The sequence below is a fragment of the Streptomyces sp. NPDC005303 genome (assembly GCF_040607335.1).
Taxonomy (GTDB): domain Bacteria; phylum Actinomycetota; class Actinomycetes; order Streptomycetales; family Streptomycetaceae; genus Streptomyces.
In genome coordinates this window covers 39,971-60,507 of sequence record NZ_JBEXGM010000034.1, presented here as the reverse complement: position 1 = coordinate 60,507, position 20,537 = coordinate 39,971, and the positions used below count along the sequence as shown (strand labels likewise).

Annotated in this window: 20 protein-coding genes; 9 read left to right on the top strand and 11 right to left on the bottom strand. The window is 72.5% G+C overall.

Annotated elements, in window-relative coordinates:
• Positions 1–6: 6 nt before the first annotated feature.
• The 6 genes from ABZT93_RS33460 to ABZT93_RS33435 form a co-directional block, all read right to left on the bottom strand.
• Positions 7–492 (bottom strand): DUF3180 domain-containing protein, encoded by a 486-nt coding sequence (locus ABZT93_RS33460; RefSeq protein WP_356111759.1) that lies wholly within the window; start codon positions 490–492, stop codon positions 7–9.
• Between the two features lie 68 nt (positions 493–560).
• A complete protein-coding gene (gene folK, locus ABZT93_RS33455; RefSeq protein WP_356111757.1) occupies positions 561–1,172 on the bottom strand; it encodes a 2-amino-4-hydroxy-6-hydroxymethyldihydropteridine diphosphokinase in 612 nt (203 codons plus the stop codon).
• A complete protein-coding gene (gene folB, locus ABZT93_RS33450) occupies positions 1,169–1,528 on the bottom strand; it encodes a dihydroneopterin aldolase (RefSeq protein WP_356111755.1) in 360 nt (119 codons plus the stop codon). Before folB ends, folK begins: the two co-directional genes overlap by 4 nt.
• A gap of 237 nt (positions 1,529–1,765) precedes the next feature.
• Positions 1,766–2,275, bottom strand: coding sequence for a nuclear transport factor 2 family protein (locus ABZT93_RS33445; RefSeq protein WP_356111753.1), 510 nt, complete (start codon positions 2,273–2,275; stop codon positions 1,766–1,768).
• Complete coding sequence (gene folP, locus ABZT93_RS33440; protein ID WP_356111751.1) at positions 2,272–3,177, bottom strand: dihydropteroate synthase; 906 nt, start codon at positions 3,175–3,177, stop codon at positions 2,272–2,274. The genes ABZT93_RS33445 and folP overlap by 4 nt, the downstream gene beginning before the upstream one ends.
• Before the next feature lie 110 nt (positions 3,178–3,287).
• A complete protein-coding gene (locus ABZT93_RS33435) occupies positions 3,288–5,099 on the bottom strand; it encodes a phosphatidylglycerol lysyltransferase domain-containing protein (RefSeq protein WP_356111749.1) in 1,812 nt (603 codons plus the stop codon).
• Positions 5,100–5,273: 174 nt separating this feature from the next.
• Here ABZT93_RS33435 and ABZT93_RS33430 point away from each other — a divergent pair, with 174 nt between their 5' ends.
• Both ABZT93_RS33430 and ABZT93_RS33425 read left to right on the top strand, forming a co-directional pair.
• The gene (locus ABZT93_RS33430; RefSeq protein WP_356111747.1) at positions 5,274–6,422 is read left to right on the top strand and encodes an alpha/beta hydrolase-fold protein; all 1,149 of its coding nucleotides are present in this window, start codon (positions 5,274–5,276) and stop codon (positions 6,420–6,422) included.
• A 132-nt stretch (positions 6,423–6,554) separates the two neighbouring features.
• The gene (locus ABZT93_RS33425) at positions 6,555–7,922 is read left to right on the top strand and encodes a hypothetical protein (protein ID WP_356111745.1); all 1,368 of its coding nucleotides are present in this window, start codon (positions 6,555–6,557) and stop codon (positions 7,920–7,922) included.
• A gap of 30 nt (positions 7,923–7,952) precedes the next feature.
• Here ABZT93_RS33425 and ABZT93_RS33420 read toward each other — a convergent pair whose 3' ends face one another.
• Together ABZT93_RS33420 and ABZT93_RS33415 are read right to left on the bottom strand one after the other, a co-directional pair.
• Positions 7,953–9,296, bottom strand: a complete 1,344-nt coding sequence (locus ABZT93_RS33420) for a PH domain-containing protein (RefSeq protein WP_356111743.1) — start codon at positions 9,294–9,296, stop codon at positions 7,953–7,955.
• The gene (locus tag ABZT93_RS33415) at positions 9,293–9,796 is read right to left on the bottom strand and encodes a PH domain-containing protein (RefSeq protein ID WP_356111741.1); all 504 of its coding nucleotides are present in this window, start codon (positions 9,794–9,796) and stop codon (positions 9,293–9,295) included. The genes ABZT93_RS33420 and ABZT93_RS33415 overlap by 4 nt, the downstream gene beginning before the upstream one ends.
• Before the next feature lie 31 nt (positions 9,797–9,827).
• On the opposite strand from ABZT93_RS33415, the gene ABZT93_RS33410 reads away from it, so the two are divergent.
• Positions 9,828–10,979, top strand: a complete 1,152-nt coding sequence (locus tag ABZT93_RS33410) for an NADH-quinone oxidoreductase subunit D (protein WP_356111739.1) — start codon at positions 9,828–9,830, stop codon at positions 10,977–10,979.
• Here ABZT93_RS33410 and ABZT93_RS33405 read toward each other — a convergent pair.
• Positions 10,944–11,957, bottom strand: coding sequence for an SAM-dependent methyltransferase (locus ABZT93_RS33405; RefSeq protein WP_356111736.1), 1,014 nt, complete (start codon positions 11,955–11,957; stop codon positions 10,944–10,946). The two genes, ABZT93_RS33410 and ABZT93_RS33405, sit on opposite strands and share 36 nt — an antisense overlap.
• Before the next feature lie 118 nt (positions 11,958–12,075).
• On the opposite strand from ABZT93_RS33405, the gene ABZT93_RS33400 reads away from it, so the two are divergent.
• Positions 12,076–13,278, top strand: a complete 1,203-nt coding sequence (locus ABZT93_RS33400) for a sensor histidine kinase (protein WP_356111734.1) — start codon at positions 12,076–12,078, stop codon at positions 13,276–13,278.
• An 81-nt stretch (positions 13,279–13,359) separates the two neighbouring features.
• Positions 13,360–14,031, top strand: a complete 672-nt coding sequence (locus tag ABZT93_RS33395; protein ID WP_356111732.1) for a response regulator transcription factor — start codon at positions 13,360–13,362, stop codon at positions 14,029–14,031.
• A 37-nt stretch (positions 14,032–14,068) separates the two neighbouring features.
• Here the strand turns inward: ABZT93_RS33395 and ABZT93_RS33390 are convergent, their stop codons facing one another.
• The gene (locus ABZT93_RS33390; RefSeq protein WP_356111730.1) at positions 14,069–15,175 is read right to left on the bottom strand and encodes a DUF5937 family protein; all 1,107 of its coding nucleotides are present in this window, start codon (positions 15,173–15,175) and stop codon (positions 14,069–14,071) included.
• 98 nt (positions 15,176–15,273) lie between these two features.
• Here ABZT93_RS33390 and ABZT93_RS33385 point away from each other — a divergent pair, with 98 nt between their 5' ends.
• On the top strand, positions 15,274–15,489 hold the full coding sequence (locus tag ABZT93_RS33385) for a hypothetical protein (RefSeq protein ID WP_356111728.1): 216 nt from the start codon (positions 15,274–15,276) through the stop codon (positions 15,487–15,489).
• Positions 15,490–15,493: 4 nt separating this feature from the next.
• Here the strand turns inward: ABZT93_RS33385 and ABZT93_RS33380 are convergent, their stop codons facing one another.
• A complete protein-coding gene (locus ABZT93_RS33380; RefSeq protein WP_356111726.1) occupies positions 15,494–16,732 on the bottom strand; it encodes a beta-eliminating lyase-related protein in 1,239 nt (412 codons plus the stop codon).
• A 171-nt stretch (positions 16,733–16,903) separates the two neighbouring features.
• Here ABZT93_RS33380 and ABZT93_RS33375 point away from each other — a divergent pair, with 171 nt between their 5' ends.
• The 3 genes from ABZT93_RS33375 to ABZT93_RS33365 are packed head-to-tail and all read left to right on the top strand — an operon-like array spanning position 16,904 to position 20,534.
• Positions 16,904–17,833, top strand: a complete 930-nt coding sequence (locus tag ABZT93_RS33375) for a DUF2520 domain-containing protein (RefSeq protein ID WP_356111724.1) — start codon at positions 16,904–16,906, stop codon at positions 17,831–17,833.
• Positions 17,830–18,822, top strand: coding sequence for a pantoate--beta-alanine ligase (panC, locus tag ABZT93_RS33370; protein WP_356111723.1), 993 nt, complete (start codon positions 17,830–17,832; stop codon positions 18,820–18,822). The genes ABZT93_RS33375 and panC overlap by 4 nt, the downstream gene beginning before the upstream one ends.
• Positions 18,819–20,534 carry an L-aspartate oxidase gene (locus tag ABZT93_RS33365; protein WP_356111721.1) on the top strand — a complete coding sequence of 572 codons (1,716 nt, stop codon included), beginning with the start codon at positions 18,819–18,821 and terminating at the stop codon, positions 20,532–20,534. Before panC ends, ABZT93_RS33365 begins: the two co-directional genes overlap by 4 nt.
• Positions 20,535–20,537 lie beyond the last annotated feature (3 nt).

Here is a 20,537-nt window from a genome sequence, read left to right as displayed (position 1 = left end):
GAGCTGTCACGCCGTCGAGGTAGCCCCCGTGTTCCGGTCGTCGTCCTCCGGGAGTTTGCACACCCGCTCCAGGAAGATCGCCGCAGCTATCACCGCGATGCCCGCGAGGACCGAGAAGCCGGCGTAGATGGCCTGCTCGCGGCGGGCGGGGATGTCGAGGGATTCCAGGAGGAAGACGCCGGTGCCGCCGTACATGCCGGAGACCAGGGCGGCGACCAGGGCGCTGGCCTGGCCGAAGACGACCGCGCGGGCCGCCATCAGCGGGTCGACGCCCTTCGCCTCGGGGGCGCGCTCGCGCTGGGCCTTGAGGCGGGCGCGGATGGAGAGTGCCGTGGCCACGAGGACCACGGCGATCAGAGCGAGGACGATGGGGGCGGCCAGCGGGACGCTGGGCAGGGTCCCGATCGAGTTCCACAGGCGGGCGCCCGCCCAGGACAGGATCCCGGCCACGGCGAAGACGGCGGCCAGCAGCCTGATGCGAAGCTCTCTCACGGTGCCCCTTCAGCTCCCCCGAGGTCCCTGGGCGGTCCCACGGACGGTCCTCGTGTTGACCTTAACGGCTATTCGGGCAGCCGGAGTTCCAGGTCCTTGCGGGGTTCCACGCCGTTTCGCGTGACCGTGTCGAGGAGGGCGGCGACCGGGCCGCGGCCGGGCAGCTGAGCCTCGGGCTCCACGTCGTGCCAGGGGACGAGCACGAACGCGCGCTCATGGGCGCGGGGGTGAGGCAGGGTGAGGTCCGGATCGTCCAGGACCACGTCCGCGTACGCGACGATGTCGACGTCGAGGGTGCGCGGGCCCCAGCGCTCGTCCCGCACCCGGTTGAAGGCCTCCTCGACCGCGTGGGCCCGCTCCAGCAGGGAGGACGGGGGGAGCGTGGTCTTCAGCACGACGACCGCGTTGAAGTACGACGGCTGGCTGTCGGCGTCCACGCCCCACGGCTCGGTCTCGTAGACGGGGGAGACGGCCTTGACGCGGACGCCGGGCGTGTCCTCCAGGGCGTCGACGGCCCCCTGGAGCGTCTCCAGGCGGTTGCCGAGGTTGGAACCGAGGGAGAGCACCGCACGCTTCGGGTTGTGGAGGGTGGTGTCGGCGGCGTCCACCTGCTGCACGACGGAGGCGGGCACCGGCTGTACGGTCGGGTCGCTGTGACCCGCGGCGAAGGACGCGGTCATACTCGGCTCCGGGTGATGGTGACGGTCACGTCGTCGAAGGGCACGGTGATCGGTGCGTCGGGTTTGTGGACCCTGACCTCGACCTCCTCTACCCGCTCGTGTTTCAGACAGACCTGGGCGATGCGCTCGGCGAGCGTCTCGACGAGGTTGACGGGCTCGCCCTCGACGACGGCCACGACCTCCTCCGCCACGACGCCGTAGTGCACGGTCTTCGTCAGGTCGTCGTCGGCGGCGGCCGGCCGGGTGTCCAGGCCGAGGACGAGGTCCACGACGAAGGTCTGGCCCTCCTCGCGTTCCTCGGGGAACACACCGTGGTGCCCGCGGGCCTTCAGGCCGCGCAGCGCGACACGATCCACGCGAATCACTCCTGCAATCGTCGGTGACGGCCGGTCCGTACCGAGTGCGGGCGGTACACCGGCCTCGAACGAATCTACCTGCGAGCACTGACAGGACCGGGCCCACGGGGACGCGGCCGGTGCCGGGGTCAGGAGGTTTCACGGTGTGTTTCCCCTGGGGAACCCGGCGGCTCACGGGTCGGTAGCCGCCCATACCCAGGGGTGCGTGATTCCAACCACTTCTTGGTCCCGACGGGTTCAGGGAGAGGTTTCCCCGTCGCCCTCCTCGTCCTCGCTGTTCTCGGCCAGCACGGGTGAGGCGTGGTGGGACCACATCTTCCAGCCCTCGGGGGTGCGCCGGAACACGTTCGTGGCGACCACCAACTGGCCGACGAGCGGGCCGAGCTCCTCGCCGCCCTCGGGCGCGGGACCGCCGCTGAGGATGTTCTCGGTGCAGGTCACCAGGGCGGTGTCGCCGGTCACGGAGACGTGCACGTCCGTGAGGAAGAACTGGATGTAGTCCGTGTTGGCCATGATCAGCGCGTACGACCTGAGGACCTCGCCCCGTCCGGTCAGCACGGGCCAGCCGGGGTGCACGCAGGAGACCACGCCGACGTCGGCCGGGTCGTGGTAGGTCTCGTCGACGCCCAGGTCGGCAGGGGTGAGCCAGAGCGCCGACAGTTCCTCGAAGTCGCCACGCTCCAGCGCCTCGTAGAAGGCGGTGTTGGCGGCTTCCACCTGCTCCACGTCCGTGTGGGGGGCGCTCACCGGGTACCTTCCGCGCCGTTGTCCGTGCCGCTCGCGCCCTCGGTGCGCGCTCCTTCCACGGCGCGGGCGACCCGTACCGCGTCCGCCGTGGCGCGCACCTCGTGCACGCGCACCGCCCACGCGCCGGCGTGCGCCGCGAGCGCGGACACGGCGGCCGTGGCGGCGTCGCGCTCGCGCGCGGGCGGCGGGGCACCCTCGGGCCCGGCGAGGACACGGCCGAGGAACCGCTTGCGGGAGGCGGCGACCAGGAGCGGGTGTCCGAGGCCGAGGAGACGGTCGAGGTGGGCGAGGAGGACCAGGTCGTGCTCGGCGTCCTTGGAGAAGCCGAGGCCCGGGTCGACGACCACCCGGTCGGGGGAGATGCCGCCCGCGAGGACGGCGTCCACACGCGCGTGGAGCTCGCCGACGACCTCGGCGACGACATCGGCGTAGAGGCCCCTGGCGTTGCCGCCCTCCAGGAAGCCGCGCCAGTGCATGACGACGAAGGGGGCGCCGGCGTCGGCGACGACCGGGATCATCGCGGGATCGGCGAGACCACCGCTGACGTCGTTGACGAGGGCCGCGCCAGCGGCGAGGGCCTGTTCGGCGACACAGGCGCGCATGGTGTCGACGGACACGGTGACGCCCTCGGAGGCGAGGCCGCGGACGACGGGGATGACGCGCCGGAGTTCCTCGGCCTCGTCGACGCGGGTGGCTCCGGGGCGGGTGGACTCGCCGCCGACGTCGACGAGGTCGGCGCCCTCCTCGACGAGGGCGAGGCCGTGCTTGACGGCGGCCGCCGTGTCGAACCAGCGGCCGCCGTCGGAGAAGGAGTCGGGGGTGACGTTCACGACCCCCATGACCGCGCAGCGGTCCCATTCCGGAAGGCCGGCGACGCGCCCGCGTCCGCTCTGCTTGCTCATACGTTCAGCCTAGGCCCCGCGTGGAGCCGCAGGACCGCGTGGCCCGGACGGAAGCCCCCGGGCTGGAGGAGGGGCGGGGCTTCCGTCCGGGCCGGTCCCGGAGCGAGCGGTCACGCCGCTCGCACGTCGCGCTCTCCGACTGCGTGGGCGCACGCGCGTGCGGTGTGTGAGCGGCGGCGCAGGAAGCGCGGCAGCGGGAGGGCGAGGTTGACGAAGCCCTCGGCCTGCATGGCGGCGAAGCCGATGCGCGGGAGGTCGCCGGAGGCCCGGTAGACGACGAAGCGGGGCTCCCAGCGGGGCTGGAACTTGGCGTTGAACTTGTACAGGGACTCGATCTGGAACCAGCGGGACAGGAAGACCAGCAGGCCCCGCCAGGCGCGCAGCACAGGGCCGGCGCCGATCTTCTCGCCGCGCGCGAGCGCGGAGCGGAACATGGCGAAGTTGAGCGACACGCGCGTGATGTCGAACTTCGGGGCCGCCTGGAGGGCGGCGACGATGAGCAGTTCGTTCATGCCGGGGTCGGCGGAGCGGTCCCGGCGCATGAGGTCGAGGGAGGCGCCGTCGGTGCCCCACGGCACGAAGTGCAGGATCGCCTTGAGGTCGCCGTAGGGGCCGGGCTGGTCGTCCGCCTTGTGGGCGGTGGCGATCAGGCAGTCGCCGTCGGCGAGGTCGCCGATGCGGCCCAGGGCCATCGAGAAGCCGCGCTCGGTGTCGGTGCCGCGCCAGTCGTCGGCGGCCTGACGGATGCGCTCCAGTTCGGTATGTCCGAGGTCACGGACGCGCCGGACCCGGGTCTCGTAACCGGCCCGCTCGATGCGCTTGACCATCTGGCGGACGTTGCGCATCGCGCGGCCGGCGAGCGAGAAATCCGCGACGTCCACCACCGCCTCGTCGCCCAGTTCGAGGGCGTCCAGGCCGGTCTCCCGGGTCCAGACCTCGCCGCCGGTCTCCGAGCAGCCCATGACGGCGGGTGTCCAGGAGTGCGCCTTGGCCTCGTCCATGAAGCGCTCGATGGCGCCCGGCCAGGCCTCCACGTCGCCGATCGGGTCGCCGCTGGCGAGCATCACGCCGGAGACGACGCGGTAGGTCACCGCCGCCTTGCCGCTGGGGGAGAAGACGACGGCCTTGTCGCGGCGCAGCGCGAAGTGGCCGAGGGAGTCGCGGCCGCCGTGCTTGGCGAGCAGCGCCCTGAGACGGGACTCGTCCTCCTCGGTGAGGTGTGCGGCGGGGTGCTCGGGACGGAAGGCGAGGTAGATCGTGGTGATCGCGGTGAGCAGGCCCAGGGCGCCCAGGGAGACGCCGACGGTCCACGAGGTGTCGCCCTGGTAGTCGACGGGGCCCTCGAAGCCGAAGAGGCCGTACAGGACGTGCGTGATGCGGTCGGCCAGGCTCGGGTCGCCGACCATGCGGTTCGGGTGGACGCTGACGATGATCAGCCCCAGGACGAGGGAACCGGCGCCCATGAGGACGAAGTTGGCGAGCGCACGCCACCGGCTGCGCGGGTCGGGCAGTGCCCTGAACTGATCGCGGTGGCGCAGCAGCGGCGCGAGCAGGGCGAGCGAGATGACCGCCCCGACGAGTGAGTGGCGGTACGTGAACTGCGCCAGCGCGCCCGCCGGCAGCAGTGCCACCGCTGCCCGCCAGGCCCGGCGCTTGCGGCGCCTGAGGCCGTGGGCGAGCAGCAGCAACAGCACGCCGGTGCTGAGCGAGAGCGCGGCCGCGAACGGGCCGAGCGCGCCCGGCAGTACCTCGGCCATGGTGTGCATACGGCTGTGCCGGAAGCGCGGGAAGACGCCGGCGGCGATGTCCAGAAGGCCTACGAGTGCGCAGGCTCTGGCGACGAGGACGGGGACGGCCTCGGGGCGCGGTCCGTGCAGTGCACGCCGCAACCGTGTTGATCGGATCGGAACCCCGCCCGACATTTCCTCATCTGTCCTGACAGACATCGCATCCCATGGTTCTGCGAGTGACTCTGGATCCGGAGCACCGATTCGGGCATCCGGCGACATTGCGCCCTCTAGGACGGTGTCTCGTGAGGAGAGGTTCACTCATCTCCTCAAAGCCGTTTCAAAGGCCGAGGAAAGCGAAAGCAAGCAATGGGTCTCACGAGCAACAACACGCTGGTGCCGGCGGTCCTGGCCGCCGTGACGCTGTTCGCCGGCACGGTGTGGCTCTGGCCACGGCTGGCGCGCCGGGGCTGGCGGTCCGTCAGCGCCCGTATCGGGCTGCTGCTCGCGACGCAGGTCCTGATCTTCGTGTCGGTAGGACTCGTCGCGAACCAGGCCTTCGGGTTCTACGCCTCCTGGGCCGACCTGTTCGGGCAGGAGACCGACCAGGGCGTGGTGGTCGACCACAACCCGGGCGAACGGTCGAGAGGACCCCTGACGGTGACGGAGATAGGGGACGTGCCCGGCAAGGGCGGCTTTCGGCCGTCGTCGGCCGGGCAGGTCCAGACGGTCGACATCGTCGGCCCCAAGTCCCACATCGCCAGCCCCGCGTACGTCTATCTCCCGCCGGAGTATTTCCAGGAGCGCTATCGGACGCGTACCTTCCCCGCGGCCGTCGTGCTCACCGGTTATCCGGGCACCGCGCGAGCGCTGGTGGACAAGCTCCACTATCCGCGCACAGCTCTGGAACTCACCAAGAGCGGCCGTATGCAGCCGATGATCCTCGTGATGCTGCGGCCGACCGTGGCACCGCCCCGGGACACCGAGTGCGCGAACGTTCCGGACGGCCCGCAGACCGAGACGTTCTTCGCGAAGGACCTTCCGAAAGCGATCAACGAGCACTACAGGGTGGGCAGGGAGCTGGGCAACTGGGGAATCATCGGGGACTCCACGGGCGGCTACTGCGCGCTGAAGCTCGCCATGCACCACCCCAAGGTGTACGTCGCCGGGGCGGGCCTGTCCCCGTACTACAACGCGCCCGTCGACCCCACCACGGGCGACCTGTTCCAGGGCGACAAGGCGCTGCGCGACCGCGCGAACCTGTGGTGGTGCCTCAAGCACCTTCCCGCTCCGGACACCTCACTGCTCGTCAGCAGCAGCAAGGTGGGCGAGAAGAACTACAAGGACACCCTGAAGTTCATAGAGCGGGTGAAGGCGACGGAAACGACTCGGATCTCGTCGATCATCCTCGAAAGCGGCGGGCACAACTTCACCACCTGGCGGCGAGAGATCCCGGCGACGTTGGAGTGGATGAGCGGGCTGCTGACCGGTGATCAGCGAACGGCGAGTGATCGGTGAGTGATCGACGAGTGATCAATACGCCGAATTCGACGGCCGCTCCGATTCCTGATGTCGTGTGAAGCCGAGGGGTGGCTGTGTTTTTACGGGGCGGGGCACCAAGGTTCGCCTACTCGCGGTAAGTTTCTGGCCATGCCACGTGGACGTCACCGCCATTCCCCGCCTTTGCACAGGCTGCTGCCTCCGTCGGCGATCGCAGGCGTCTCCCTCGTCTGTGCCTTCGGCCCCTGGGTCTTCTCGCAGCAGGCCGTGCTGCGCGTGATAGCCGCGTTCGCCGCGGCGGTCGCGGTCGTCGGGGCGGCCGTCATGCGCCGTTGGGACGCGCAGGCGGGCAAGCAGGTCGCCGACCTCACGCGCGCGCGTGCGAGCGACGAGTGGCGGCACGAGGAGCGGGTCGCCGAACTCGAGACCGACCTCGAGGAGTCGCGGGAGCTGCGCGTCAAGCTGGAGCAGCGGCTGCGCGCCAAGCGCGCCGAGCTGGCGGGCCTGCGCAACGAGCACGCGGCGCTGCTGCGGCGGTACGCCACGGCGGAGACGGAGCGGGCGAGCGCCCTGGAGGGGCGCCGGCTGCTGGAGATAGAGGCCGCCCCGGCGCGTGCGCTGCCGCCGGCGGCGGAGGCCGAGGCGGAGGCCGACGCGGTAACTGCCGGGGACGACGGGCCCGAGACCGAGACCGAGGCGGGGACCGAGGCCGAGGCAGGGTCCGAGGCCGCGGAGGCTTCTGAGGAGAAGCCGGAGCGGCCCGCGATCTTCTCCCCGGAGGGGTCGCGGTTGTTCCTGCGGGCGAACGCGGCGCTGAAGCGGCTCGACGAGGGCGGCGGCGACGCGGACGGAGCCCGGGGGGCGAGGACGGAGGCCCCGGCCAAGGCCGAGGCTCTGTCCAAGGCCAAGGCTCTGGCCAAGACAGAGGTCACGACGAAGGCCAAGGCGGAAGCCAGGACCGCGCCCAAGGCAGAAGCGAGGACGGCGGCCAAGGCAGAAGCCAGGACGGCGGCCAAGCCCGGGACCAAGGCTGAGTCCGAGGGCGAGCCGGTGAACGCCGGTTCCGCCGCGGCGGACACCGGCGGTACCGGGGCGGAGGCCGCGCAGGAGGACGAGGCGCGGGGGAAGCTCGAGGCGGTCGACGGGCATGAGCGCGCGGCCGCCACCACCACGGCGAGAGCCGCCCAGCCGCAGCAGCAGCCCGCCGGTCACTTCATCGCGCCCACCGCGGTGGCGGTCGTGCCCGCGGCTCCCGTGCGGCGCCCGCGGGTCGAGGGCGGGTTCGACTTCTTCGGCACGAAGGCGGGGGCCTCGCGGGACGCCCTGGAGGCCGTGCAGAACGAGGACCTCGCCGATGTCGTCGGCCAGGAGGCCCTCGCTCTGCACAAGGCCGAGTCGGAGGCGGAGTTCAAGCCGGCCGACGAGGAGTCGCGGGGGGTCGGCCAGGTCATCGACCTGACGGCCCACGACGAGACGGAACAGATCAACCTGCAGGGACTGCGCAGCGCGGTCTCCTGACCGACGTACGGCTGCTCGCGAGGGGCACGGTCAGACCATCCAGCGGTCGGGCCGTGCCCCTTTCCGTCCCGTCCGCGACCTCTCCGCCTGCGCACCGAGCAGCGCCGCGGCCTCCTGAGCGTCCCTCAGGCGGGCCGTGACGGTCTTGTTCGCTCCCGTGTCCACATGAACGTCGGCGACCCGCCACAGCCGCTCCCACGGCCCCTGAGTGATCCGTACGCTCTGGACCTTCGCGTGCGGGACGAGCGCCAGGCTCCGGCGCAACAGCCCCTGACGGGAGGCGAACACCGCGTCGGTGACAGCGAGTCCGTAGCCGCGCCACCACAGGGGCACGCACCGCCCCGCCCGCCGCGGGGGCCGGGACAGTGCCGACAGCGGCGGCACGGTCACCCCGGGCAGCACGCGCGCGACGACCGCCTCGGCGGCCTCGCGCGGGGCGACCGGCACCAGCACGGAGTTGGACGACCCGGCCACGTCCAGTTCGACGCGCACCCAGCCGCGCCGCCGCCACAGCAGCGGCTCCACGATCCGTACGGTCTGCACCCGCCCCGGCGGCACCGTCTCGTGGGTGCGGTCCAGGAGGCCGTGGTCGATGCGCAGTCCGTCCGGGGACTCGCCCACCGTCCAGTCGTACTCGGAGACGAACCGCCCCACACTGCTCGCCCCCGCCGCGCCGAGCAGCGGCAGGGCGGTCGCGAGGACCGTCCACAGGCTGTGGGTGGCCCACCACAGCAGCGGCGGTACGACGAGGGCGGCGACCAGCGCGCCCCAGGTGGCGCCCGTCAGCACGAGGGAGAGCGCGAGGTCACGCGGGGGCGTGCGCAGCAGCTCACGCGCCGGAGCCTCGCCGACCTCGTGCGCGGTCTCGGGAGCGAACCCGGCGGCGCGCGCGAGGAGTTCCGCGCGCAGGGTCCGCGCCTCGCGCTCCCCGAGGAAGGCCAGCTCGTCCTTCTTGTCGGTGCCGACGACATCCAGCCTGAGCTTCGCGACACCCGCCACGCGCGCGAGGAGCGGCTGGGTGACGTCGATCGCCTGGATCCGCTCCAGCCGGATGTGCGCGGTGCGCCTGAACAACAGGCCGGTGCGGATGCGCAGTTCGGAGTCGGTCACCGCGAAGTGGGTGAACCACCAGGTGAGAAAGCCGTACAAAGCGGCGCCCGGGACGATGACGGCGAGCGCGAGCAACAGGGTGGTGGTCGTCAGCCGGGTCAGCTGGCGCTGCGCCTGGTCGGGGTCGTGCACGGCCCACCCGATGACGACGGCGACCGGCGCCCACGCCCGCCTGAGCGGCGTTATGGGATGCAGCCGCCGCTCCGCGACGGGTTCCTTCTCCGGCTTCTCCTGTACGGCGTCGTCGACGCCCTGCGTCGTCACAGGCCCGCCGATCGGGCCTCGCCGAGTTCGGTGAGCCGGTCCCGCAGCCGCTCCGCCTCGGCCGGGTCGAGGCCGGGGATGGTCGCGTCGGTCGCCGCGGCGGCGGTGTGCAGCTGGACGCTGGCCAACCCGAAGTGCCGCTCCACGGGCCCGGAGGTGACCTCCACCAGCTGCATGCGGCCGTACGGCACGACGGTCTCCTCGCGCCACAGCACACCCCGGCTGATCAGCAGGTCGTCGGCGCGCTCGGCGTAGCGCCAGGAGCGCCAGTTGCGGCCGAGCACCACCCAGCCCCACCCGAGGAGGGCCAGCGGGAGCAGGGCGAACATCGCCCACACCGGCCCGCACAACAGCCCGAGCAGCAGCCCGAGGGCCACCGCGAGCAGTCCCAGCCACACCACCAGCAACAGCCGCCGCATCCGCAGCAGCCCCGGCGGCAGCCCGGTCCACACCGGTTCGTCGCCCGCGACCCCTGTGTCCTGCCCGCTCCCCGTCTCCATGGGGCCAGCGTACGTAGGAGAGACTGTGTCCATGACTCCTACGACGGAGACCACGGTCGGCATCGGCGGCGCCGCGGAGAGCACCGACATGGTGCTCAACATCGGACCGCAGCACCCGTCCACCCACGGCGTGCTGCGTCTGAGGCTGGTCCTGGACGGTGAGCGCATCATGAGCGCGGAGCCGGTGATCGGCTACATGCACCGCGGCGCGGAGAAGCTCTTCGAGGCGCGCGACTACCGCCAGATCATCATGCTCGCCAACCGCCATGACTGGCTGTCGGCCTTCTCCAACGAGCTGGGCGTGGTCCTCGCCGTGGAGCGGATGCTCGGCATGGAGGTGCCCACGCGCGCGGTGTGGACGCGTACGTTGCTCGCCGAGCTCAACCGGGTGCTGAACCACCTGATGTTCCTGGGCTCGTACCCGCTGGAACTCGGCGGCATCACCCCGGTCTTCTACGCCTTCCGGGAGCGGGAGGTCCTCCAGAACGTGATGGAGGAGGTCTCCGGCGGCCGGATGCACTACATGTTCAACCGCGTCGGCGGCCTCAAGGAGGACCTGCCGGCCGGCTGGAGCACGCGCGCGCGTGCTGCTGTCTCCGCCGTGCGCTCGCGCATGGACCGCTTCGACGACCTGGTGCTCGGCAACGAGATCTTCCGGGGGCGCACCAGGGACGTGGGCGTCCTCGCCCCGGAGACCGTCCACGCGTACGGCGTCAGCGGCCCCGTCGCGCGTGCCTCGGGCGTCGACTTCGACCTGCGCCGCGACGAGCCGTACCTCGCCTACGGGGAACTCCAGGGCACCCTGAAGGTGGTGACCCGCGAGGAGGGCGACTGCCTGGCCCGCTTCGAGGTCCTCCTGGAGCAGACGCACAACGCCCTCGACCTCGCCGACGCCTGCCTGGACCGGCTCGCCGAACTGCCGCCCGGTCCGATCAACCAGCGCCTGCCCAAGGTTCTCAAGGCGCCCGAGGGGCACACCTACGCGTGGACCGAGAACCCGCTCGGCATCAACGGCTACTACCTCGTCAGCAAGGGCGAGAAGACCCCGTACCGGCTGAAGCTGCGCTCGGCCTCGTACAACAACATCCAGGCGCTGGTGGAGCTGCTGCCGGGCACGCTGGTGGCGGACATGGTCGCGATTCTGGGGTCACTGTTCTTCGTGGTCGGGGACATCGACAAGTAGCCCGTCGACGCCGACGGGCTGGAGCAGCCAGCCGAAGTCGCCGAGTCCGCCCGGCGCGGTCAGTTCGGCGGCCTCTCCGGCGCGCGCGAGGGCGCGTAGGTACTCAGCGGGTTGTGTGGATGCCAGTGAGAGCGGGGGGCGGGCGCCTTCGATGCCCAGGGCGCGCAGGGCAGCGCGCTGGGTCAGCACGCGCCCTCCGGGGAGCGCGCACGCGTCCAGCGCCACATGGGCCGTGAGATCGCACGACCCGTCCGGTACGGGTGCGCACTCGCGCCCCTCACGGAAGCCGGTGAGCGTCCCGAAGAGGGGGCGCGAGGACGCCGTGTGCGCGTAGTCGACGGCCACCGCGAGCCCCCGGCCGACCGTGGCCACCGCCGACGCCCACGCCTCGTCCCGGGGCAGGCCGATCTCGGCCCGCAGTCCCTCCTCGGCCGGCAGCGGCCACCACCGGTCCAGCCACTCGGCGTCCGCGCCGGCGACCGCTTCCCCGAGACGTTCGCGACCGTCGCCTCGTACGAGAACCCGTCGCGGCAGGCCCGAGGAGTCCGTCTCGGCGATCTCCACCGGTACGTTGTCCAGCCATTCGTTGGCGAACAGCAGCCCGGTGATGTCCTTCGGCGGTTCGGGCAGCCACTCGATCCGGTGATCGAGGGCGGCGGGGCGGTCGGCGACCTCGACGGCGTACACGCGCGTGCGTGCGTTCACCTCCGCGGGCAGCGCGGCGAGGACGCCGGCCGCCAGCTCGCCCCGACCCGCGGCCATGTCGACGAAGTCGAGCCGGGTGGGCCGGTCCAGCGCCTCGTCGAGGCGGCACAGCAGCCGGGCCACGGCCCTCGCGAACAACGGGGAGGCGTGCACGGACGTACGGAAGTGTCCGGCGGGCCCCTCCGGCCTGCGGTAGAAGCCGTCCGGGCCGTACAGGGCGGCCTCGGCGGCGGCCCGCCAACCGCTCCAGCCGCCGGTCGTGTCATTGGTCACGCGGTCAGGCTAGGCGCACAGGGGAACGGGACCTCCACCTTGGGGAGTACGCGCGGGCGGTACGGATCGGTCCTCCGGTTGACCCCTGCACACATCACGCTTCCCTACGCTGGGTTACGTGCAACGCCTCTATGACTTCCTCCGCAGACACCCGACAGGGGTGGACGTCTTCTGGGCCGTCTTCCTGTTCGGGATCTCGCTCGCGAGCGGGACCGCCGGGGGGGAGTCCCAGGGGACGAAGTCCCCGTCGGTCATCGTTCCCGTCGTCCTGCTCCTGTGCCTGGTCGTGGCGCTGCGCAGGCGCATGCCGGAGCGGATGCTGCTGCTGGCCATCGGACTCGGCGTGGTCCAGCTGGCGCTGGACGTGGAGACCACGGCCGCCGACTTCGCCTTCCTGGTGATCGTCTACACGGTGGCGGCCACCGGTGCCCGGTGGGCCTCCCGGCTGGCGCTGACGATCGGCCTGTGCGCGGCCACTGCCGCCCAGCTGCGCTGGCCGCTGGAGAACTCCGGCGCACTCGGCAATGTCGCGATGATGATCTTCCTGACCGTGCCCTTCGCCCTGGCCTGGGTGCTCGGCGATTCGATCCGCACCCGCCGCGCCTACTTCGCGCAGCTGGAGGAGCGCAACGCCCGCCTGGAGAAGGAGCGCGAGGCACAGGCCAAGGTCGCCGTCGCCGCCGAACGCGCCCGGATCGCCCGCGAACTGCACGACGTCGTCGCGCACAACGTGTCCGTCATGGTCGTCCAGGCCGACGGCGCCGCCTATGTCCTGGACGCCGCGCCCGACCAGGCCAAGAAGGCCCTGGAAACCATCTCCTCCACCGGCCGCCAGGCCCTCGCCGAGATGCGGCGCCTGCTGGGCGTGCTGCGCACCGGCGAGCACCAGGAGGGCGGTGAGTACGTCCCGCAGCCCGACGTCGAGCAGATCGAGGACCTCGTCGATCAGTGCCGCGGCTCCGGACTCCCCGTCGACTTCAAGATCGAGGGCACCCCGCGCCCGCTGCCCAGCGGCGTCGAGCTCACGGCGTACCGCATCGTGCAGGAGGCGCTCACCAACACGCGCAAGCACGGCGGGCCGAACGCGGGTGCGAGCGTGCGCCTGGTCTATTTCGACGACGGCCTGGGCCTGCTCGTCGAGGACGACGGCAAGGGCGCCCCGCACGAGCTGTACGAGGAGGGCGGCGCCGACGGCGCGGGCCACGGCCTGATCGGCATGCGTGAGCGGGTCGGCATGGTCGGCGGCACCCTGGACGCGGGCCCCCGCCCCGGCGGAGGATTCCGCATCAGTGCGCTCCTGCCGCTCAAACCAGCGCATTGACACCGACGCGCGCCCCCTGTTGACACCTGTCACGCCCCCTGGCGACATGCCGTACGACCCCGAGGAAACGGAAGAGGCCCGATGACGATCCGCGTGATGCTCGTCGACGACCAGGTGCTGCTGCGCACCGGGTTCCGGATGGTGCTCGCAGCCCAGCCGGACATGGAGGTCGTCGCGGAGGCGGGGGACGGTGTGGAGGCCCTCCAGGTGCTGCGCTCGACCGCCGTGGACGTGGTCCTGATGGACGTCCGCATGCCGAAGCTCGACGGTGTGGAGACCACCCGCCGCATCTGCTCGGAGCCCGAGCCGCCGAAGGTGCTGATCCTGACCACCTTCGACCTCGACGAGTACGCCTTCTCCGGACTGAAGGCGGGCGCCTCCGGTTTCATGCTCAAGGACGTGCCCCCCGGCGAGCTGCTCACCGCGATCCGCTCGGTGCACAGCGGCGACGCCGTGGTCGCCCCCTCGACGACCCGGCGCCTGCTGGACCGGTTCGCACCCATGCTGCCCGCCACCGGCAAGGAGCCCCAGCACAAGGAGCTGGAGCGGCTCACCGGCCGCGAGCGCGAGGTCATGGTGCTGGTCGCGCAGGGGCTGTCCAACGGCGAGATCGCGGCCCGGCTGGTGCTGTCCGAGGCGACGGTGAAGACCCATGTCGGCCGCATCCTGACCAAGCTGGGCCTCAGGGACCGGGTGCAGGTGGTGGTGCTCGCCTACGAGACAGGGGTGGTGCGCGCGGGCGGGCAGGGCTGAGACACGGCCCCACGGCAAGACTCGTCCGGAGCTCGGGCTACCTCAATATCCCTTCCAGGAAGTCGCTGCCCAGCCGCGCCACCAGGGTGACGTCCAGCTGGTGCAGGACGTACCGGCCGCGGCGGCGGGTGGTGATCAGGCCCGCCTTCTTCAGGACGCTCAGGTGCCGGGATATCTCCGGGGCGGTCATGCCGTGCACCTGGGCGAGCTCGCTGGTGGTGTAGGCGCTGCGGGCCAGATGCCGGCACAGGCGCATCCGGACGGGATGGGAGAGCGCGGTCAGCCGCAGGGCCAGCTGCTCGACCGAGGGCGGGGAGGCGAGCTCGGGGGAGCCGACCGGGTAGTGCAGGGCGGGCTGCCAGCCGTACCGGTGCAGGACGCTCAGGTGCGGCCAGCCCAGGCTCGTCGGGATCAGCAGCAGACCTCCCTCCGCCGTGGCGCTGTGTCCGATGCCCAGCTTGTCGACCGTGATGCGGCTCGCTGCCTCGTCGAGCGTGACCGCCGGCGACACCGCGGTCAGCGCTTCCGCGAGGCCCTTGCGGCGCAGCAGGTCCGTCTTGTGGCGGGCGTCCGCGGCGAGCTGGTGGCGCAGCCGCGACCAGGTGTCCGCGAAGAACGCCTCGTCGCAGTCCTCCACGAACTGCCGGAACCAGGCCCTGATCCGCGGCGGGTCGGCCAGCAGCCGCTCGGTGAACCGCACCTGCTGCGGTCCGCGCGACGCGGCCAGCTCCAGGGCACGCCGGTGCAGTGAGCTGTCGCGGAGCACGCTCGGGCCGGGCGAGCCGTACGGCAGCGCGCAGGTGAACTCCAGGGCCGCGTCCACGAACTGCTCGTCCGTCAGCTTGTCGAGCAGGTCCAGGTCCTCGGCGATGCAGGCCCCGGGGAGCGTGCTCCGGCCCGCGACGCCGGCGAAAGGCATGAACAGGTCCGAGAACGTCGTGCGCCACAGGAAGTCCGCCTCGCACATCCGGTCGGCCAGATGAGGGTCGAGCCGCGCGGTCACGCCCGTCACCCAGGCCTGGAGTCCCGGATGGTGCCCCGGTTCGGCCAGCGCGTGCAGCGCCATGCCGAGCTCGGCCAGGGGCGAGGGCACGACGGCGACCCTCTCCGGCCGCAGCCCCGCGATGTCGATGCGCACGCTCATGACCTCATGGTGCACCCCGCCACTGACAACGCCGCCCTCGATTGACAGGGGCCGTCAATCGACGCGACGCCTCCGCCGTGGCCGCGCAGCCTGGGGTCATGAGCATCACCCAGCAGCACCTCCTCGACACCTACCGCGCCCGGCACCTCGGCACCCCCGTCCCGCCCGCGCCCGGCACCCACGACCTGCGGATCGTGCGCGCCCTGCGCGAGTACCGGCGGTCCCGGGCGGTCCTGGCGGAGCGGCCCGCCCGGGCGCGGCTACGGCACGCCCTGCGCCGTCGGCTGCACCGGCGGGCCCGCCCCGGCTGCTGACCCCCTAGCCGGCGACCTCCCGCAGCCGGGCGGCGAACTCGGCGGCCGCCGCCCTCACGTCGGCCGCCGTCCACTCCAGGGCGGCGGCACGGACGTAGACCTCGGTCATGGCCAGGCCCGGACCCTTCTCGTTCCAGGGGTTGATGAACAGGGCCGTCCCCGTCTCCTCCGACTGCCGGATCGCCGCCTCGGAGACCTCGTCGACGCCGTACGGCAGCCAGACCTGGAAGTCGAAGGTGTGCGGCACCTCGGGGTGGACCCGTGCCCACGGCACCCCGGCCTGAGCGAACCCCTCGCGCAGCGCGGCGGCCACCACGCGCGCGTGGGTCACGTACTCGGGCAGCCTGGGCAGTTCGTGTTCCAGCCCGGCGAGGGCCGACAGGGCGGTCGGGAACTGCTGGAAGATCGCGCCGCCGTACCGGTGCCGCCAGGTCTTGGCCTCCTCGATCAGGCTCTCCGGGCCGGCGAGCGCGGCCCCGCCGAAGCCCTGGAGGGACTTGTAGAACGACACGTAGACGCTGTCCGCGAGGTCCGCGATCTCGGCCAGGGGGCGGCCGAAGTGGACGGTGGTCTCCCACAGACGGGCCCCGTCGAAGTGCACCACCGCATCCCGCTCGCGCGCCGCCGCCACGAGCTCGCTGAGCTCCTCCCAGGTGGGCAGCAGGAATCCGGCGTCCCTCAGGGGCAGTTCCAGCATCAGCGCCCCGAAGGGCTCCTCGAAGCCGCGTATCTCGTCCGCCGTGGGCTGTCGCGGCTCGCTCGTCACAGGGACCGGGCGCAGACCGGAGACCTCCCGGAAGGCGTCGCGCTCGTGCACCTGGGGGTGGGCCAGGGCGTGCAGGGCGACGGTGGGGTTTCCGGTGCGGCCCGCCCAGCAGCGCAGCGCCACCTGCTGGGCCATCGTGCCGGTCGGGAAGAAGGCGGCGGCCTCCTTGCCGAGGAGACCCGCGACCTTCTCCTCCAGGGCAGCGACGATGCCGTTGCCGTACAGGTCGGACGGCTCGTCCAGGTCGTGGAGGGCGTCCGCCCCGTCGAACAGCGCCAGGCGTTCACGGAGGGGCGCGAGCATTTCCAGGCGCGCCAGCGTGCGCCCCGCGCTCCGGTAGGCGCTGATGCGCCGTGCGCGGCGCCGCAGGAGCCGTTCCTCCTCGGTGAGTTGCTCCGACGGCTCCCCCTCCGTGACCTGCTGCGCTCGTCCCTCGTCCGCCGTCGGCACGGCCTTGTGCCCCGCTGTGTCACTCATGCGCGGATCATCTCCCGCGCCCCCGGACAGGGGCAGCCCATTTCCGCGGCCGGCGGCCCACGGAAACCCACAGCCTGTGGACAACCGGACGCCCCTCGAACCGATCGCGTTAACATGACGAGAAATCGTCCGGTACCCAGATGCGGACTGGAACGGGAAGGCCGCCGTCGCGTGAGTACAGTCCAACAGCCAGACAGCAAGGACCGCCCCGCGCGGCTCACCGTCGGCGTCGTCGGCGCCGGCCGGGTGGGGCCGACGCTCGCCGCGTCCCTCCAACTCGCCGGACACCGGCCGGTGGCCGTCTCCGGGGTCTCCGACGCCTCCCGGCGGCGGGCCGCGCTGATGCTCCCCGACGTCCCGCTCGTCACTCCCGCCGACGTCCTGCAGCGCGCCGACCTGGTGCTGCTGACCGTCCCCGACGACACCCTGCCCGGCCTCGTCGAGGGCCTCGCCGAGACCGGTGCCGTGCGTCCGGGGCAGCTGCTCGTGCACACCTCCGGGCGCTACGGCGCGAAGGTCCTGGACCCCGCCCTGCGCGCGGGCGCCCTGCCGCTGGCCCTGCACCCGGCGATGACCTTCACGGGCACCCCCGTCGACGTCCAGCGCCTCGCGGGCTGCTCCTTCGGCGTCACCGCCCCCGAGGAACTGCGGCTGGCCGCAGAGGCCCTCGTCATCGAGATGGGCGGCGAGCCCGAGTGGATCGAGGAGGAGAAGCGCCCGCTGTACCACGCGGCCCTCGCCCTCGGCGCCAACCACCTGGTCACCTTGGTCGCACAGGCCATGGAGCTGCTGCGCTCGGCGGGTGTCGAGGCCCCCGACCGGATGCTCGGCCCGCTGCTCGGCGCCGCCCTGGACAACGCCCTGCGTTCCGGCGACGCGGCCCTCACCGGACCCGTCGCGCGCGGGGACGCGGGAACCGTCGCCGCGCACGTCACGGAACTGCGCGAGCACGCCCCGCAGACGGTCGCGGGCTATCTGGCGATGGCGCGCGCGACCGCCGACCGCGCGCTCGCCCACGGACTGCTGAAGCCGGAGCTCGCCGAGGACCTCCTGGGGGTACTCGCCACCGGGACCGACGGCGCCGAGGGAGACGCCCGATGACCACGACCCTGCTGCGCACCGCCGACGAACTCCACGCACGCACGCGCGTGGGCCGCCGGGCCGTCGTGATGACCATGGGTGCCCTGCACGACGGCCACGCCACCCTCATCCGCACCGCGCGCGAGATCGCCGGAGCGGACGGCGAGGTCGTCGTCACCGTCTTCGTGAACCCCCTCCAGTTCGGCGCGGGCGAGGACCTCGACCGCTACCCGCGCACCCTGGACGCCGACCTCAAGATCGCCGAGGACGCCGGCGCGGACGCCGTCTTCGCGCCCTCCGTCGACGAGGTCTACCCCGGCGGCGAGCCCCAGGTGCGCATCAGCGCGGGCCCGATGGGAGAGCGCCTGGAGGGCGCCTCGCGCCCCGGACACTTCGACGGCATGCTCACCGTCGTCGCCAAGCTGCTCCACCTCACCCGCCCCGACATCGCCCTCTACGGCCAGAAGGACGCCCAGCAGCTCGCCCTGATCCGCCGGATGGTGCGCGACCTGAACTTCGGCGTCGAGATCGTCGGCGTGCCCACGGTGCGCGAGGAGGACGGCCTGGCCCTGTCCAGCCGCAACCGCTACCTCACGCCGCGGGAACGGCGCACGGCACTCGCGCTCTCCCGCGCCCTGTTCGCGGGCCGCGACCGGCACGCCGCACAGGAGGCGCTGCGCGCGCGGGCCCGCGAAGTGCCCGCCACGCACGCGCGTGCCGAAGCCCTGAGCGCCCTCGGCGAGTCCCGCGCGGCCGCCGACGCACACGCCGTCGCCAAAGCCCTGCCCGGTGCCCCCTCGGCCGTCCGCGCGGCCGCCCGTCTGATCCTGGACGACGCCGCCCGCCAGGACCCGCCGCTCGCCCTGGACTACCTCGCGCTCGTCGACCCGGCCGACTTCGGCGAGATCGACGACGACTTCACCGGCGAGGCCGTCCTCGCCGTCGCCGCCCGGGTGGGGACGACCCGGCTGATCGACAACATCCCCCTGACCTTCGGAGCCGCCTCGTGACCAGCACAGGCATACGACTGCACGCACCCGCGCCCGGGTGGTCCATCGACGCGGACGTCGTGGTCGTCGGCTCCGGCGTCGCCGGCCTCACCGCGGCCCTGCGCTGCGAGGCGGAGGGCCTCAGGACCGTCGTCGTCACCAAGGCCCGCCTCGACGACGGCTCCACCCGCTGGGCGCAGGGCGGCATCGCCGCGGCCCTGGGTGAGGGCGACACCCCGGAACAGCACCTGGAGGACACGCTGGTCGCGGGCGTGGGCCTGTGCGACGAGGAGGCCGTACGGATCCTCGTCACCGAGGGACCCGACGCCGTACGCCGCCTGATCGCGACCGGCGCGCACTTCGACGAGTCCGAGGCGGGCGACCTCGAGCTCACCCGCGAGGGCGGCCATCACCGGCGCCGGATCGCGCACGCGGGCGGCGACGCGACCGGAGCGGAGATCTCCCGGGCGCTCGTCGAGGCCGTACGCGCGCGGGGACTGCGCACGATCGAGAACGCGCTCGTGCTCGACCTGCTGACCGACGCCGACGGCCGTACGGCGGGTGTCACCCTGCACGTCATGGGCGAGGGTCAGCACGACGGCGTGGGTGCCGTGCGGGCCCCGGCAGTCGTCCTCGCGACCGGCGGCATGGGCCAGGTGTTCTCCGCGACCACCAACCCGTCCGTGTCGACCGGCGACGGCGTGGCGCTCGCCCTGCGCGCGGGCGCCGAGGTCAGCGACCTGGAGTTCGTGCAGTTCCACCCCACCGTGCTGTTCCTCGGCCCGGACGCGGAGGGACAGCAGCCGCTGGTCTCCGAGGCCGTGCGCGGCGAGGGTGCCCACCTGGTCGACGCCGACGGGGTCCGCTTCATGCTCGGCCGGCACGAACTGGCCGAGCTGGCGCCGCGGGACATCGTCGCCAAGGGCATCACGCGCCGCATGCAGGAGCAGGACGCCGAGCACATGTTCCTCGACGCCCGGCACTTCGGCGCCGAGATGTGGGAACACCGCTTCCCGACCATCCTCGCCGCGTGCCGCGCCCACGGCATCGACCCGGTCACCGAGCCCATCCCGGTCGCACCGGCCGCCCACTACGCCTCCGGCGGCGTGCGCACCGACTCCCGGGGCCGTACGACCGTCCCGGGCCTGTACGCGTGCGGCGAGGTCGCCTGCACCGGTGTGCACGGCGCGAACCGGCTCGCCTCCAACTCCCTGTTGGAGGGCCTGGTCTACGCCGAGCGCATCGTGGCCGACATCGCGGCGGTCCAGAAGGCGAACGGCCTCCACGCGCGCGTGCCGGTACCCGTCGAGCACCCCGAGACGCCCGCCCACCCCCTGCTCGCCCCCGAGGCCCGGTTCGCGATCCAGCGGATCATGACGCAGGGCGCGGGTGTGCTGCGCTCGGCCGAGTCCCTGTCCAGGGCCGCCGACCTGTTGCAGCAGCTGCATGCCGACGCCCGGGACGCCCTCGCCGAGAACGGCAAGACGGCCGAGCCCGGCGTCGACACCTGGGAGGCCACCAACCTCCTGTGCGTGGCCCGTGTCCTGGCGGCCGCGGCCCTGCTGCGCGAGGAGACTCGCGGCTGCCATTGGCGCGAGGACGAGCCCGACCGGGACGACCCGGCGTGGCGCCGCCACATCGTCGTACGACTGAATCCCGACCGGACCCTCGCCGTACACACCACCGATACCGCAGACTTCCCCCCGACCCGGCAGCACCTTCAGGAGCAGTGACAG